This is a genomic window from Clostridium isatidis (genome assembly GCF_002285495.1).
Taxonomy (GTDB): domain Bacteria; phylum Bacillota; class Clostridia; order Clostridiales; family Clostridiaceae; genus Clostridium; species Clostridium isatidis.
On the sequence record NZ_CP016786.1, the window covers coordinates 364,187 to 380,442 of the forward strand.

The following is a 16,256-nucleotide window of genomic DNA, read 5'->3' on the forward strand; positions in this document are numbered from 1 at the left end:
TTGCTGAAAATAGGGTTGCTAAAAATTTGAAATTTAGCGACCTTATTTTTATTTAAAAAAGATTTCTTATATTGTATAATTAAATTAAGTAAAGGAGTTGTAAAGATGAGTATTGAGAAAAAGAAGAATTTTATTATCAATGTAATATATATAATAGCATTAGTATCAATAGTATATGGTATTTTTAAATATGCAATTCCATGGCTTATGCCTTTTGTTATTGGATTTTCCGTAGCCTTTATACTTAAACCAGTAATAACACTGGTATCAGACAAATATAAAATTAGTAGAAAACTAACTGCAGGAATTCTTGTTACCTTATTTTATTTAATAGTTGGCGCTTTAATTACTTTATTAATTATAAAGTTGTCAATGTCTATTAAAGATTTATTTTTAGCATTACCTAGTTTATATATGACAAAGGTGGAACCTGCAGTTTATGAAATAACCTATAATATAGAAAATTTAATTTCAAAGTTAGATCCAGAATTAGTAAAGACTATTACAGATATTCTTTTATCTTTAGTAAATTCACTAGGAAGCTTAATTTCTAATTTATCTACTACAATTGTTAAAGTAATTTCATCAGCAGTTTCAGCAGTTCCAGGATTTTTTATTATAGTATTATTTTCAATTATTTCATCTTACTTTTTTGCATTGGATTATAAGGTAATAACAGGATTTATTGAAAAGCAGTTACCTGAAAAAACAGCAAATATATTATTTCAAGCTAAAGAAGGTTTGGGTAAAACTATATTAAAGTTTATAAAATCTTATTCTATTATAATTACCATAACTTTCTTCGAATTATTTGTGGGATTAATGTTATTAAGAGTAGAAAAAGCAGCAACAATAGCTTTTATTATTGCAATATTTGATATACTTCCTATTCTTGGTGCAGGTGGAATTCTTATACCTTGGGCAATTATTGAATTAATAAAAGGAGAAATTTTCTTAGGAATTGGAATATTCTTAATGTATATTCTTATAACAGTAATAAGAAATATAATTGAACCAAAGATAGTGGGAAAAGAAGTAGGGCTGCATCCAATTATTATGCTTATATGTATCTATCTAGGAATAAATTTATTTGGTTTTATAGGAATTTTTGTTTTACCAATAACAATGACTGTGCTGATTAACTTAAATAGATCTGGAAAGATAAAGTTATTTAAATAAATAGCTGGAAATATATTTACCCTTATTGACAAATTTCTACGAATTAAATATAATAAATGAGGTTGAAAATTTCAGGCATAGGGAAGCATACGATACTTTATATTAATTACAGAGTTTTATAAAGCTTTGTGCGGATTTAAAGACTTATTTATAACTAACTGCTAAGTTATATGTAAGTCTTATTTTTTATATTTAATTAATTAAATTTAATAAATATTAGATATTTATTGAAAAATATATTATAGATATAATAATGAAAAGATAAGTAAAATTTAAAGTGTATTAATATAAGCGTTTTAAAAAAGCAAGAAAAGTGATAAAATAAAATATAATAGCGAATAATAAATAGGAGAGTAGAGAATATGGATAAAAAGAAAAATATATCAATGGCTGTAATAAAAAGACTTCCTAAATATTATAGATATCTAAAAGAACTACTTAAAAATGATGTGGAAAGAATATCATCAAAAGAATTAGGAGAAAAGATAGGTTTTACAGCTTCGCAAATACGTCAAGATTTAAATAATTTTGGTGACTTTGGTCAACAAGGTTATGGATATAATGTTAAAGATTTGTATAATCAAATAGGCCTAATTTTAGGATTAGATAGAGAATATACTGCTGTCTTAATTGGAGCAGGTAATATAGGTCAGGCAATAGCCAATTATAGATTTAATGAAAATGGCTTAAATATTGCGGCTATTTTTGATGCTAATCCTAAGTTAATAGGAATAAAAATAAGAGATGTAGAAATAAAAGATATTGATTATCTAGATAGTTTCTTGGCTGAAAATAATATTGATATGGGAATAATATGTGTTCCAAGAAATAATGCGCAAGCTGTTTGTGATAAACTAGTAAAAGGTGGAGTAAAGGGAATATGGAATTTTGCTCCTGTTGATTTAGTAATTCCAGAAGACGTAATGGTAGAAAACGTACATTTATCAGAAAGTTTATTAACATTAATATACTTATTACACGATCAAGAAAACTAATACAGCACACAAAAATTGTGTGAAATTCACAATTCAAATATAAAGTGCAGAATTTATGTATTTTTTCAGTCCACTGATAAGCTGAATGATATATTTAAAATAGAGCTGTCCTGCTAAATATATTAGTAGGACAGTTATTTTTTAGATTATAAGAAATGTAAACAGGCTTGAAATTATATTGCTGCTTAAATTTACTATATCATTATTGATAAAGGATATTCCTTTAATAAGTTTATTAGTTTTTCCTTTATAAACTCTTTTCTCTGTTATAGTATCTAATTCATCACAATAATATTGAGCTTGAAGGGATGCTCCCAGCAAACTATCTATTATTGCCCCAAAAAATCCTAATAAGAAACAGTAGCTGGAATAGATCAAGCCTTCTTTAAGATCCTTATAAATAAATATATTTAATATAAAATGTATTGAAGCAATGAAGGAAGAGCCTAATAGGGCAAAGCTTGTTCCTAAAAGACTAATTCCACCAGACATTCCTGTTTCTAAGGGTTTTAGGGTTAATATATCTATAGGCTTTCTTTTGCTTAACACTCCAATTTCTGAAGCCCAGGTGTCCGCTGTAGAAACGGCAAAGGATACTCCATAGGCTAATAAATATATAGAACTTTGATTAAAATAATATATAATTGCCACGATAAGTCCAACTCCGCCATTTGCAATTACCTGCATAAAGTCACGATTTTCACCCTTTTCATTTATCTTTTCTAATTTATCTTTGTTTATCTTTTTAAACTTTGATAATAGGCTAGAGGAAACAAAGAAGGCAATCATTATGATAGAAAAGAATAATCCTCCAAAGAAGTATATTCCAGTTCCAAGAATTATAGCAGCTATTAATCCACTTTTGCTAAGAGAAGAGTTTTTATAAGCTATAAAGGATATTAAAAATGAACAAGTTAATCCTATGAAAAAATCTAACATCTAATCACTTCCTAAAATAATATTTTATATATAAGGAAAAGAAATAAAAAATATACTTAATAATAATTGTATTTGTAAAAATAGTTATATCAAGAGTAAAAAGAGCAAAAAATTATAAGTATTTTTAAGAAGGCTATTTGGAATTATATATAAATAGAAGGATTTTAATAACTTGACAAATTATAAAAACTAGCAGTAAAGTATTAAATAAGAATAATTATTAGTAGAATTAATATTTAAAAGTTTATTTAAAATAAATTATAGATAAAATCAATTAACTACTTAGAGTGTTTTATCATTATAAACTAATAGTATAAATTTATTTTAATTGATAAGTGAGAAAGGTAAGGCAGGTTATAAATATGGATTTTAAAAGTGTTAAATTTATAGAAGACAAAGCTATTTTAGAAGAGGTAAAAAACTTTGATATTAAGCAAATATTAGAATGTGGCCAATGTTTTAGATGGGACAAAATAAGTGATACTGATTATATAGTAGTTGCCTTTGGAAGAGTAATAGAAATAACTCAAAAGGGAAATGAAGTAACAATACATAATACTAATGAAGAAGACTTTAATAATATATGGTTACATTATTTTGACTTAGAAACAAATTATGATGAAATAAAAGATAATCTTTCTAAAGATGAAATTCTTAGAGAAAGCATAAAATACGGATATGGTATAAGAATATTAAATCAAGATCCTTTTGAAATGCTAATAAGTTTTATAATATCTGCTAGAAATAGTATTCCTTCAATTAAGAAAACAGTAAAGAAAATATGCGAAAAGTGGGGAGATAAGATAGTATATAAAGGTAATGAATATTATACTTTCCCAACCCCAGAACAAATAAGTTCAGCCACTTTAGAAGAAATTCAAGAAACAGGTGCTTCCTTTAGAAGTAAATATATTGTAGATACTATTAAAAAGGTAAATGAAGCCTTAGAAGTAAAGAAGGATTATGAAGCAAATAAAGAAAATTATGATGAAAGACCTGAAATATTAGATTATGACTTAGAATACATAAAGAATCTAAATGATGATGAATGTCATATTGCCCTACAAAAGTTTATGGGGGTTGGAGCCAAGGTAGCGGACTGTATAATGTTGTTTTCTATGAAGAAAAAATCAGCCTTTCCAGTTGATGTTTGGGTAAAGAGAGCTATGATACATTTTTATGTTGCACCAGATGTATCTTTAAATAAAATGAGAATCTTTGCAAGAGATAAGTTTGGAAAATTCTCAGGAATGGCTCAACAATATCTTTTCTATTATGCTAGAGAAAATAAGATAGAAGTGTAAACTCAGTTTGGAGTGCTTAACTCAGTTAGGAGTGTGGAGCGTGTAGTGTGGAGTGATTAACTCAGTTAGGAGTGTGTAGTTAGTAGTTAGGAGGGATTAACTTAGTTTGGAGTAGGGCGTAAGCCCTTATTTTTTTGTTTAGATTATATAAAATGTAGTGAAAAAGTTATATAATGATATTGATTACATAAGTTATGTAAAAACTATTTAATGAAGGAGAGGTTGTATGTATTACTTAGGTATTGATGGTGGAGGAACTAAGACAAAGTACACTGTAGTTGATGATAATTTAAAGAAGCTATTGGAATTAGAAGGTGGAACAATTCATATTCACCAAGTAGGAGTGGAAGGAATAAAAAAAGAAATAACTGAAAACCTTGAAAAAATATTTTCTACTTTAAATATAAAAGCAAAGGATATTGCCTTTACTTTTGCAGGAGTACCTGGTTATGGAGAAAGTTTAGAAGATAAGAAACAAATTGATAAAACATTTAAGGAACTTTTAGATATGCCTTATAAGATTGAAAATGATGCAGTAAATGGCTGGGCAGCAGGAACAGCTTGTAGTCCAGGAATAAATATTGTTGCAGGAACAGGAAGTATAGCCTTTGGAATGAATGAAGAAGGAAAAATAGCAAGATGTGGTGGTTTTGGCCCAGGAATTGGTGATGATGCAAGTGCCTATTGGATAGGATTAAAAACTATAAATGAATATACTAAGCAAAAGGATGGAAGATCTGAAAAAACAATATTATTAGATATATTAGAAGAAAAATATAAAATTTCTTATCAATATGAAATTGTTGATATAGTATTTAATAGACTTAAATTTAATAGAACTGAAATTGCTAAATTTTCAATGATATGCGCTGAAGCTGCTAATAAGGGATGCGCCGCTTCTAGGAAAATATTTAATGAAGCAGCTAGTGAAATATTTGCTCATTTAAGTGTTTTAGCTAAGAAGTTAGATTTAAAGGATAATTTTATAGTATCTTATACTGGAGGAGTATTTAAAGCAGGAGATTTAATATTGAAGCCCTTAAAGGATTTAATAAATAAATCTAATTTAAAATGTAAACTTCAAGAACCACAGTTAGAGCCATGGGATGGGTCAGTATTATTGGCTTATAAGCTAGCTGGAAATATTATTCCTGATAATGTAGAAGAATTATTTAATTAATAAAAAGGCAGCTTGTATAAAATCAAGCTGCCTTTTTATATTTTATTAAGGTTGGAATTATTTATGCTAATACTACAAAATTAATTTATGGATAGCATTTTCTTTATTATGCCCAAATGTTAAATACTCCACCAACAATACCTATTATAAGTAGTAATAATATACATTTAACAGGTGTCCATTGTTTCTTTTTAATTAAGAAGAATAACAATAATGTCATTGCTAGTGGTATCATTTGAGGAAGAACGCCATCTAATATACTTTGAATATTAATTGGAGATTCTCCGTTTTCAATTATAATATTTAAACTTGTTGCACCATAGTTTGAAGTAAGTGCTCCAACTATAAATACACCTAGCATAGAAGCTGAACGAGTAAATTCTTTTGCATTTTGAGTTAATATATCAATTGCTTTTGAACCTAAGTTATAAGACCAATGCATTAACCAATATCTAATACCAAATTGAACAGCGTTAAATATTAATAAGAATAGTATTGGACCAGCTAAAGATTTGTTGATAGCCATATTAGCAGTTATACCAGCAGCGATTGGAACTAATGTGAACCAGAAAATAGCATCTCCAATTCCACCTAAAGGTCCCATAGCAGCAACACGGACAGCACGAATAGTATTAGTATCAGCTTTTTGTTGCTCTAATGATAAGATTATACCCATAACAAAAGTTACAAGGAATGGATGAGTATTAAAGAATTCTAAGTTGTGTTTCATTGACTTTGAAAGATCTTCTTTATCAGTGTGAATTTTTTCTAGTCCAGGTAATATTCCATATAACCATCCAGCAGCTTGCATTCTTTCATAGTTAAATGAAGCTTGCAAGAATAATGAACGCCAAACCATTTTATTTAATACTTTTTTGTCAAGTTGTTTGGCAGGAGTTAAATCTTTATATAAAGTGTTATTATATTCCATCTTCATCATCTCCCCCTATTCCTACATTTGCTGTAGCAGATTTCATTTTTACATTGATTTGGAAATCATATAGGCAAACTGCGATACCAATAAGAGCAATTATTAATAATGCAGATCCTGATAATCCTTCTATTTTACCTATAATAGTTGCAAGAGCAAATCCTGCAAAGTAAATTCCCCATAAGTCGTTTGATAACATAATACGTAATAAAGTTGCAAAACCAACGTAACGCATCATTTTACCAGCAGCACTAAGTCCGTTCATAAACCAAGCATATTTTTCTGATGTAGCTGATAACCATTCACCAGCAGCGCTTCCACCGATTAAACCTATAACAACTACAAGTGCGAAGAAAGCACCTAAAGCAGCCATTGCTAAATAGTTAATTCTTTCGATACCTTTTGGATTTGCTTCATCAGCATATTTATCGGCCTTTGCCATTAATGGAGACATGATAGTGAATAATAAAGTAACACAATATTGTCCTATTAATGCGAATGGAACTGCTAATCCAACTGCTGCAGCTGGATCTAATTTAGAAGAGATGGCAAATACTACTGCCATTATTCCTCCGATAACAGCGTTTGGAGGTTGTGCTCCCCCAACAGGCATATTTCCTATTGTCATTAATTGATAAGTACCACCTACAATAAGTCCAGTTTGTAAATCACCAAGTATTGCACCAATAACAGCTCCAGATACGATTGGTTGATATAATGACTCTAAGAAACTAAATTGGTCGATAGCTGCAATAAAAGCAAATACTGCAACTAATAGAATTTGTACAATATTAAAATCCATTTTTATTCCCTCCCCATATAATTCCGTTATTTAAATAGTTTATCAATGCTTTCAGCAGGTTCAGTAGGAACTCTTCTTATTTCAAGTTCTACTCCTAATTCCTTTAATTTTCTAAATGCTTCAACATCTTTGTCATCTACTGCTACAGAACCAGCAACTTGTCTTTTGCCTTCAGCCATATGCATATTTCCAATATTAACTTTCTTTATTGGTACGCCGCCTTCAACAAGTTTTAGTACGTCAGTAGGGGTTTCGCAAACTATAAAAATAAGTTGTTTAGGGCTTGCTTTATGAATAGTAGTTATAGTTTTTTCAAGTGTCCAATAACGAGTTGAAGCATAAGATGGTGCAGCCATATCCATTAGGCCTTGTCTTAGTTTGTCTCCAGCAACTACATCATTTGCAACTAAAATTAAGTTTGCTCCTATAGAACCACACCATTGAGTTGCAACTTGTCCGTGAATTAATCTGTTATCTATTCTTGTTAACACAATATTTGGCATATTTTCACCTCCTTTTTTTGAAAACCTTTAGTTTTCTGTGGTATGTGAACATTATACAATTAATATTTAGAATAATCTTTATACTTTTTAGTATTTGATTTATTGTTTTTAACAACGTTTACATAAAAGCTGTTTTTCTATCTAGAAAAATAATTTTTATGATATTGCTTTGAAAAAAAATATTTTAATGGTATTATTTGAGATATAACAATAATTTTAATTTAATAATAGTTAGTATTCATATTTTTAGTTATTTAAAGTCCTTAGAATTATAGATAGATATAGTTAATATATTAATTAATGTAATAATAATTTTATTTTGTAAACAAAATAAAATTAATTTCTATATTAATTAGTATCAATATATTTGTAGAAATTATTTATGTAAAATAGATAAATTATAGAAAAGTTATATTCATGATATTGAGAGGTGATTTATTATGTATGATAAGACAACAAGTGCTGAGTTTAGAAAGTATGGATCTGTTTACGATGAATCAATAGATGTGGAAAAGAATGATTTAATAATAAAGCAAATTGTAACTAGTGATAAAGTTATTTCTAGTTTATATTATTTTTTGGAGCCAACATATATAGAAGTTGTTGAAGGGATGGCTGCTATATTAATAAGTGATTCTAGCAATAGCAATTTTAAACTTTTTGCAATTCATAGAAAATTAGAAATAAAACCTAATATGTATTTTAATATTATTTCTATGACAGACCAAATCACCTACAACTTAATAATACCATCAAGATATAATCTTAAAATTGAATTTTTAAATCCACCTTATGTTTATAATAGAATATTGCCTACTATAAGCATACCAGAAATAATTGCTTATTATTATACAATTAAAAGTCCTAAATATAAATTTAAGGGAGAAAGACATAATTTATATGAGCTAACTTTTGTAGATAATGGAACTTTAGATACAACAGTAGATGGAGTTAATTATATTTTAAATTCATCTGATTTGATAATATATGGTAAAAATCAATTTCATACACAGGCTGTAAATAATAATTCTTCCTGTTCTTATTTAACTATTATGTTTGATATGAAATGTGATGATGACAGCTTAATATGTAATAGGGTATTTCATTGCAGGAAGGAATTATATGATGCTGTAAGAACTTTTGCAAAAAATATATCGGCGACAATTCCATATTCAGAAAATCTTATTTTATGTAATTTCCATGAGATTATTATTAGATTATTTCAATATGATTATTTAGGCGCTGATGATGCTTCCTTGCCTAAGGAATCTTATCAACATTTTCAAGATGAGTTATTAGAAAAAATTGTAGCATATATTAATGAAAGAATTTCTTCTCCAATAACTATAGAAGAAATTTGCAATAAATTTTCAGTTTCAAGGTCGTCTTTACAAATGTTATTTAAGAACAATTTAAATATATCTCCCAAAAAATATATTAATGATTTGAAATTAACTAAGAGTAAGCAGTTAATAAAAGAAAATAAATATACTATTAGTGAAATTGCATTTATGTTAGGTTTTAACTCAATACATTATTTTTCTAGGGCTTTCACCCAGAAATATGAAATAAGCCCTAGTGAATATGCTCAAACTATGTTTAAGGAATAAAATAATAAAGGGGCTGTCGCATTAGCGGGTGAAAAAAACGCTAGCGACAGCTCCTATTTTTCAATAAAAAGAGAAGATTCGAATCTTTGCTGACAAAATAAAATTATTTCTTAAAAAAGGCGCACTTTAATAAGCCTAAGAAAAAAGACTTTTTTAAAATTAATTATGCAGTTTTCTTTATTTCAAATAAATGTTGTCCAGTTCGGCCTGCTTGGATTTTTCTATGAATTTTATTTATATTATGCGCCATTGCAAGCAATGTACTTTCGGCTAAAACATTTCTTTGTCCACGACACATGAACCTTCTAAAATTCATATCTTGTTTAACTTGCGCAAAGGAACCTTCTGCTTGAATACTCCTATTCATTCTTAGCAAGCAACCTTCATCACTAATTATTCTCTCTAAGTCTTCTTTTCTTTGACGATTAAATTTTTTTGAGGTTTCAAATTTTTTAGTTCTTTCTTCTAAAGGTGTTTTGCAATTATTTCCTTTAATGCATTTGCTTTTATATTTACAATCACTACAATCTTCACATGTATAAATTGTTTTTTCACTTTCATATCCTGTTTTTGATTTTCTTAATTTTACGCCTTCCATTTTTAACTTTTTACCATTCTGACATATGAAAATATCATTTTCAGGATTATAATCCATATTTTCTATTTTACCAATATCATTTTTATATTTTCTCGTTTTTGATAATTCGTAGTTAGCAGGTTTAATAAATGCTATTTGATTATTATCTTCAATAAAAGAATAATTTTCTTCACTTTCATATCCAGCATCAGCAACAATTTTTAAGTATTTAAAATTTAAATGTTCCTCCATAGTTTTTAAAAATGGTATTAGAGTCGTTGTGTCTGTGGGCTGAGGCCCTACCGTAAGCCAAGTAATGTATTCTGAATCTACTCCATGTTGTACATTATAAGCAGGTTTAAGTTGTCCATTTTTCATAGCATCTTCCTTCATTCTCATAAATGTAGCATCAGTATCTGTTTTTGAATAGCTATTTCTATCACCGCAAGTGTACACTTTCTGATTATATTCTTTAAATTTTGAAAGATACTCTTCAAGTTTTTCTATAGACTTTTGTAGTGTAGTTTTTCTTTTACCACATCCGTGGACGAATTCTATACCTTCTGATCTCTTCAACTCATAAAGCTTTTTTCTTAGCTTCTTCACATGTTTAATTTCTACTTTATCTTTATAAATTAATTTAATTCCATAAAGTTCTTCAGATTCTTTTACAAGGTCGGCTAATTTAATTAATAACTTTGCCATGTTTTTTGTAACAGCTTTTTTCCAAACAAAAGTATATTTATTTGCACAAGCTTCTATTTTAGTACCATCAATAAATATGTTGTTACCTGATACTTCTCCTATTTTATAAAGAAAATTAGTCATTTCAGCTAAAATCTTTTCAGAACATGGGGCGAAATGTAAACTTCTAAACCTTGCAAATGTTGAGTGATCCGGAGCGGAAGCCCCTTCTAGTAAAAACATAAAATTTATATCTCTACGGCAAGCTAGCTCAATATCACGTGAAGAATAAATTCCATTCATATAAGCGTATAGCATAATTTTCAGCATTTTCATGGGCGATACTTGATTTTCTCTTATTCTAAAATAAGTAGAATATAGCTCAGTCAAATCCATCTCCTCTACAAACTGGCTTAGTAATCGCACAGAATCATTACTTGGAATTATGCAATCAATATCAAAAGGAAGTTTTAGTTGATAAACCTTTTGATTTAAAGTATAATTTTTTCGTAAGATTTTTTTTATAGGCATGAAAAATATTTTACCATAAATCCTAGACTTTTAAAGTCTGGGATTTATTTTTTTCATCAAAAAGGAGCTTCACACTAATTATTTAGTGCGACAGCCCCTTTATTATTTCAGTATAACTAGTGTTTTAAAAAATTTATAATTAATAATTAAGAGGGGATTACTTAATTTTTATAAAATACTTTGAATTGCATATCTAGACACAGTTATTACTGTATTTTTAGCAATTTCAATTTCTACTGTATCTTCTTTAACTTTTACTACTTTTCCGTAAATTCCTCCACAAAACATTACATTCATGCCTGTTTTTAATTCAACATGAACTTCCTTAAGTTGTGATGTTCTTTTTTTTATATTTCTAGCAGATATAAATGTAAGTATTAAGGCTGCTATTCCAACTAATACTCCAACAGTAATACATGTCCATAAAACAACTTCCCAATTAATCATAATTAAATACCATCCTCATCTTCATTATCTTCGTGAACCTTAAGTTCAAATTTTATAACAGCATTTCTTCCTATTTCTATTATTGACTCAGATAGTGAATTTAAATCATCTATAATATCTTTCATCATAGATATTTCAAGAAGCATAGGTAAATTTGTACCTCCTATTACTTCCATTGGTTTTTCTATTTCTGTTTTAACTTCAACTAAGGTTTTAAATGGTGATCCTCCTGCTAAATCACTAAGAGCTAAAATGCTATCACAATTATTTAAATTTTGTAATGCAGTATAATACTTCTTTTTTAAATCTTCAGTTGAATCGTTTTCTTCAAAGTCAATATATTCTACATTGCTAGGGGATCCTGCAATCAACTTCAAAGATGATCTTAATCCTGTTGCAAAATTTCCATGTCCACTAATTATTAGTCCTATCATTTCATCATCTCCTAAAAAAATAATAATATAATTTCTGTAATTTTATTATGAATGAAGAATTATTTAAATTCAATAAGTGTACTGAAAGATATAATAGGTCTGTTAAAAAGTGCAAATATTAGCGAGATAAACTTTTGTATAATATATTTAAGTTAATTTAGGAGGTATATCATGCTAATACAAAGTAAAAGGGTTTGGATAGCAGATCAATTTATTCCAGCTCAAATAGAAATTGATGATAATAAAATAGTAAATATTTATTCTTATAACGAAAAAGAAGTAAATTACGATTATGGTAACAAAAGAATTGTTCCAGGATTTATAGATATTCATTGTCATGGAGCCTATGGTTTTGACACAAATGATGCTGATGAACAGGGATTAAGAAATTGGACTAAAAGGATAGTAAATGAAGGGGTTACTGCATTATTAGCTACTACTATAACTCAAAGTAAAGAAGTTCTTACTAAAGCTTTAAGTAATGTTGCAAAAGTAGTAGAAGATGGATATGAAGGGGCAGAAATATTAGGAATTCATTTTGAGGGGCCTTATCTTGATATGGAATATAAGGGAGCTCAACCAAAGGAATATATAGTTAAACCAACTATACAAGAATTTCAAAATTATCAAAAGGCAGCAAAAGGCCTTATAAAATATGTAACTTTAGCAACAGAAGTAGATGAAGATTATGCTCTTACAGAATATTTATACAATAACAATATAGTAGTTAGCATAGGACATTCAGCTTCCAGCTATGAAGAAGCTGTATTTGCTTTTGCTCATGGGGCTAGATCTCAAACTCACGTATATAATGGTATGACTCCATATAATCATAGAAAGAATGGATTAGTTGGAGCAGCTTTAAGAATTAAGGGAATGTATGGTGAAATAATTTGTGATGGAAATCATTCAACTCCTGTAGCTTTATACAATTTCTTTAATGCAAAGGGTCCAGACTATGGAATTATGGTTACAGATGCTTTAATGGCAAAGGGCTTTGAACCTGGTTCTAAATTTATTTTTGGAGGAAATGAAATAGAAATTTATGAAGACGGAAGTGCTCATTTAGTAGAAACTAAGGGGTTAGCTGGCTCAACTCTAAAGATGAATGAAGGTCTTAGAATATTAGTTGAAGATGCTATGGTGCCATTTAATTATGCTATAAATTCATGCACAATTAACCCTGCTAAATGCTTAGGAGTAGATAAGCGCAAGGGAAGAATAGGTGTTGGATATGATAGCGATTTAGTAGTTCTTAATGATGATTATTCAGTGCTTCAAACATATTGTTTAGGAAAGGCGATGTTATAGTGAAAAAGAATACTATGAATTTATCTGGCAGCAATATTTACTTAGATAGATATGGAGATACTGTTTATTATAACCTATTTGATAAAAATGGATATATTGTATCTAAGGAAATGGAGCAAAAATTTAGAGTTTTCTACTATAGATATTCAATAATATTTATTTTTGTAATTTTATTAGGTGATTATTTTAAAACTTTTCAAAATACCTTACTGCTAGGATTTGGAGCATCTCTATTAGTTGAACTGTATTTTAGATTTGTCTTTCTAAAAAAATTAAAGGTAATTAAAAACTTTAATAGAGAGCGTAAGCTTTCAAAGTTAGAGGCCTTAGTTAAAAGTAAAGCAAAAGATAAAATAATTATGAAAGCCTGTGCCTATGCTTTATTAAGTGTTCTTTTAATTATAAATGCAATGCAGCAAAATTTTAATATATTACTATTAATTTTAAGCATTATTGGTTCAGTATATAGTTTTTATACAGTAATTATCGATATTATTGCTTTTACTAAAATAAAAAATAAATAAGTCATTCTATATAAATATCAAAATATTTAATATAAGGAGAAATAATCATGATATTAGTTATAAACCTTAACACTTCAGTAGATAAAAGGTATGAGATAGAAGATATACAAAAGGGAAAAGTAATGAGAGCAAGAACCGTAGAAAACACACCTGGAGGCAAGGGGATACATGTAGCTAATGTTGCAACTATATTGAAGGAAGATTGTATAGCTACTGGATTTTTAGGTGGAAAAACTGGAGAATTTATTGAGGAAAAACTAAAGGAATATGGTATAAAGCAAGATTTTGTAAAGATCAAGGGAGATAGTAGAGAATGTTTAGCTTTTATAACAGATGATTACATGCAAACAGAAATACTAGAACCAGGTCCAGAAATAAGTGAAACAGAAAAACAAAACTTTTTCCAAAAATATATTGAATTAATAGAAGAGGCTGAAGTCATAGTGGCATCTGGAAGTGTACCAAGAAATGTAGAGAAAAATTATTATAGGAGTTTAATAGAACTTGCTAATCACAAAAATAAAAAGTTCTTACTAGATACCAGTGGAGACCTTTTATTAGAAGGAATTAAAGGAAAACCCTTTTTTATAAAGCCTAACAAGGATGAGATTGAGTCAATAAGAGGTAAAGAAATAAAAAATGAGCAAGATGCAATTGATGAAATAAAGAATTTTCAAAAGATGGGTATAAGCTTTGTTGTAATATCTCTTGGAGCAAAAGGCTCTATAGCTGGTTATGATGGAAAATTTTATAGAGTAACAGTTCCTAAAATTAGGGCAGTAAATCCAGTTGGCTCAGGGGATTCCTATGTAGCTGGAATATCAATAGGTTTACACAGGGGATACAGTATAGAAGATACTTTAAAACTTGCTGCAGCTTGTGGAACTGCAAATGCATTAGAGAAGGAAACTGGTTTTGTTAAAGAAGAAGTTGTTAATGATTTAATTAATAAAATTGATGTAGCTGAAATTTAATTTCAGATTATATATATTTTTTACTTATAAATACGTATCTATTGCAAAGATATAAGGTGAAAAGGTGAAATCAATTAAGGAGGCATTTAAAATGATTTTTGGAATAAATGAAGAAAAAATGAAGGAACTAGGTGCAGAATATACTATTACAGAAATAAGGCAACAACCAAAGTTATGGGAAGAAACTTATAACATAGTGAAGAGTAATGAGGAAAAAATAAAGACTTTTTTAAATAAAAAATTAAAAAGCAATACTAGAATAGTTTTAACTGGAGCAGGTACTTCAGATTATGTTGGAGATACTATATATCTATATTTAGCAAAAAAATTAAATTTAAGAGTAGAAGCTATAGCTTCCACTGACATAGTATCAAATCCAGCAGAATTTATTGAAGAAGATGTACCAACAATTCTTGTATCTTATGCAAGATCAGGAAACAGCCCTGAAAGTGTTGGAGCATACGATTTATTTGAGGAAAATGTAAAGGACATTGCCCAACTAGTTATTACTTGTAATAAAGATGGAGAACTTGCAAAGAGGGCTGTAAACAGTGATGATAACCTTTGCATATTAATGCCAGAAGCTTCAAATGATAAGAGCTTTGCAATGACAAGTTCCTTTAGCTGTATGTTATTAGCAACATTATTAATATTTGATATTGATAATTTAAATGAAACTAAAAAATATGTTGATATTGTTGTTAAACAAGGAAATTATATTTTAGAAAATAGATGGCAAGATGTGCAAGAATTAGTTAATTTAGATGCAAAAAGAGTAGTTTACTTAGCTTCGGGAGTATTAAAAGGCTTAGTTCAAGAAATGTGTCTTAAAAATCTAGAACTTACAAGTGGAAGAGTAGTAAGTCTAAGCGAAGGAGTATTAGGTTTTAGACATGGTCCAAAGTCAATAATAAATGACGAAACTTTAGTAATATTTATGAACTCTACTAATAAATATACTAATCTTTATGATATGGATCTTATAAGAGAAATTCATAATGATGTAGGAAATCACAAGTTAGCAGTTATAAGTTATACAAAAAATGAAGAATTAAATGGTTTATGTGATAAATATATAGAAATTGATGGTAAAGAAATTCCAGAAGTTTATACAGCGTTTAATTATATGTTATTCGGACAAATGTTTGGATTATTTAATTCAATGAGATTAGGAATTTCACCAGATAATCCAAGACCAGATGGTACTGTTAATAGAGTTGTTAAGGGAGTAATTATTCACAAGTACGATAAACAAGTTTAAATTTTTATAAAAAGCTTTTTATAAGATTAGAACTAAAGATAAGTCCTTTTTAAAGTGAAAGAAAGAAATG

General features: G+C 28.3%; 16 protein-coding genes. 9 read left to right on the forward strand and 7 right to left on the reverse strand.

Going from position 1 to position 16,256, the window contains the following annotated elements; all coding sequences use genetic code 11:
- Nucleotides 1–105: 105 nt before the first annotated feature.
- The gene (gene ytvI / locus BEN51_RS01830) at nucleotides 106–1,179 is read left to right on the forward strand and encodes a sporulation integral membrane protein YtvI (RefSeq protein ID WP_119864399.1); all 1,074 of its coding nucleotides are present in this window, start codon (nucleotides 106–108) and stop codon (nucleotides 1,177–1,179) included.
- Between the two features lie 362 nt (nucleotides 1,180–1,541).
- Entirely contained in the window at nucleotides 1,542–2,174 is a 633-nt protein-coding gene (locus BEN51_RS01835; RefSeq protein WP_119864400.1) for a redox-sensing transcriptional repressor Rex, read from the forward strand.
- Nucleotides 2,175–2,315: 141 nt separating this feature from the next.
- Here the strand turns inward: BEN51_RS01835 and BEN51_RS01840 are convergent, their stop codons facing one another.
- Nucleotides 2,316–3,113: a DUF92 domain-containing protein gene (locus tag BEN51_RS01840; protein WP_119864401.1), complete on the reverse strand. Its 798-nt coding sequence runs from the start codon at nucleotides 3,111–3,113 to the stop codon at nucleotides 2,316–2,318.
- Nucleotides 3,114–3,475: 362 nt separating this feature from the next.
- Here BEN51_RS01840 and BEN51_RS01845 point away from each other — a divergent pair, with 362 nt between their 5' ends.
- Both BEN51_RS01845 and BEN51_RS01850 read left to right on the forward strand, forming a co-directional pair.
- Nucleotides 3,476–4,417, forward strand: coding sequence for a DNA-3-methyladenine glycosylase family protein (locus tag BEN51_RS01845; RefSeq protein WP_119864402.1), 942 nt, complete (start codon nucleotides 3,476–3,478; stop codon nucleotides 4,415–4,417).
- A 226-nt stretch (nucleotides 4,418–4,643) separates the two neighbouring features.
- Nucleotides 4,644–5,597: an N-acetylglucosamine kinase gene (locus BEN51_RS01850; protein WP_119864403.1), complete on the forward strand. Its 954-nt coding sequence runs from the start codon at nucleotides 4,644–4,646 to the stop codon at nucleotides 5,595–5,597.
- 106 nt (nucleotides 5,598–5,703) lie between these two features.
- Here the strand turns inward: BEN51_RS01850 and BEN51_RS01855 are convergent, their stop codons facing one another.
- Genes BEN51_RS01855 through agaV form a run of 3 tightly spaced genes read right to left on the reverse strand, consistent with a single transcriptional unit; the run spans nucleotide 5,704 to nucleotide 7,833 of the window.
- Nucleotides 5,704–6,528, reverse strand: coding sequence for a PTS system mannose/fructose/sorbose family transporter subunit IID (locus BEN51_RS01855; RefSeq protein ID WP_119866549.1), 825 nt, complete (start codon nucleotides 6,526–6,528; stop codon nucleotides 5,704–5,706).
- The gene (locus BEN51_RS01860; RefSeq protein ID WP_119864404.1) at nucleotides 6,518–7,330 is read right to left on the reverse strand and encodes a PTS mannose/fructose/sorbose/N-acetylgalactosamine transporter subunit IIC; all 813 of its coding nucleotides are present in this window, start codon (nucleotides 7,328–7,330) and stop codon (nucleotides 6,518–6,520) included. Before BEN51_RS01860 ends, BEN51_RS01855 begins: the two co-directional genes overlap by 11 nt.
- Nucleotides 7,331–7,356: 26 nt before the next feature.
- Complete coding sequence (gene agaV / locus BEN51_RS01865; RefSeq protein ID WP_119864405.1) at nucleotides 7,357–7,833, reverse strand: PTS N-acetylgalactosamine transporter subunit IIB; 477 nt, start codon at nucleotides 7,831–7,833, stop codon at nucleotides 7,357–7,359.
- Nucleotides 7,834–8,273: 440 nt separating this feature from the next.
- Between agaV and BEN51_RS01870 the strand changes: the two genes are divergently transcribed.
- Complete coding sequence (locus tag BEN51_RS01870) at nucleotides 8,274–9,443, forward strand: helix-turn-helix transcriptional regulator (RefSeq protein ID WP_119864406.1); 1,170 nt, start codon at nucleotides 8,274–8,276, stop codon at nucleotides 9,441–9,443.
- 163 nt (nucleotides 9,444–9,606) lie between these two features.
- On the opposite strand, the gene BEN51_RS01875 is transcribed toward BEN51_RS01870, so the two are convergent.
- From BEN51_RS01875 to agaF, 3 genes are all read right to left on the reverse strand, one after another.
- The gene (locus BEN51_RS01875; protein WP_119864407.1) at nucleotides 9,607–11,235 is read right to left on the reverse strand and encodes an IS1182 family transposase; all 1,629 of its coding nucleotides are present in this window, start codon (nucleotides 11,233–11,235) and stop codon (nucleotides 9,607–9,609) included.
- A 168-nt stretch (nucleotides 11,236–11,403) separates the two neighbouring features.
- Entirely contained in the window at nucleotides 11,404–11,682 is a 279-nt protein-coding gene (yajC, locus tag BEN51_RS01880; protein ID WP_207652792.1) for a preprotein translocase subunit YajC, read from the reverse strand.
- Between the two features lie 2 nt (nucleotides 11,683–11,684).
- Nucleotides 11,685–12,116, reverse strand: a complete 432-nt coding sequence (agaF, locus tag BEN51_RS01885) for a PTS galactosamine/N-acetylgalactosamine transporter subunit IIA (protein ID WP_119864409.1) — start codon at nucleotides 12,114–12,116, stop codon at nucleotides 11,685–11,687.
- Between the two features lie 171 nt (nucleotides 12,117–12,287).
- On the opposite strand from agaF, the gene nagA reads away from it, so the two are divergent.
- The 4 genes from nagA to BEN51_RS01905 all read left to right on the forward strand — a co-directional run bounded on the left by nagA (nucleotide 12,288) and on the right by BEN51_RS01905 (nucleotide 16,186).
- A complete protein-coding gene (gene nagA, locus BEN51_RS01890) occupies nucleotides 12,288–13,427 on the forward strand; it encodes an N-acetylglucosamine-6-phosphate deacetylase (RefSeq protein ID WP_119864410.1) in 1,140 nt (379 codons plus the stop codon).
- A complete protein-coding gene (locus BEN51_RS01895) occupies nucleotides 13,427–13,951 on the forward strand; it encodes a hypothetical protein (protein WP_119864411.1) in 525 nt (174 codons plus the stop codon). Before nagA ends, BEN51_RS01895 begins: the two co-directional genes overlap by 1 nt.
- A gap of 47 nt (nucleotides 13,952–13,998) precedes the next feature.
- Nucleotides 13,999–14,925 carry a 1-phosphofructokinase gene (gene pfkB / locus BEN51_RS01900; RefSeq protein ID WP_119864412.1) on the forward strand — a complete coding sequence of 309 codons (927 nt, stop codon included), beginning with the start codon at nucleotides 13,999–14,001 and terminating at the stop codon, nucleotides 14,923–14,925.
- Between the two features lie 91 nt (nucleotides 14,926–15,016).
- Nucleotides 15,017–16,186, forward strand: coding sequence for an SIS domain-containing protein (locus BEN51_RS01905; protein WP_119864413.1), 1,170 nt, complete (start codon nucleotides 15,017–15,019; stop codon nucleotides 16,184–16,186).
- The last annotated feature ends 70 nt before the right edge of the window (nucleotides 16,187–16,256 follow it).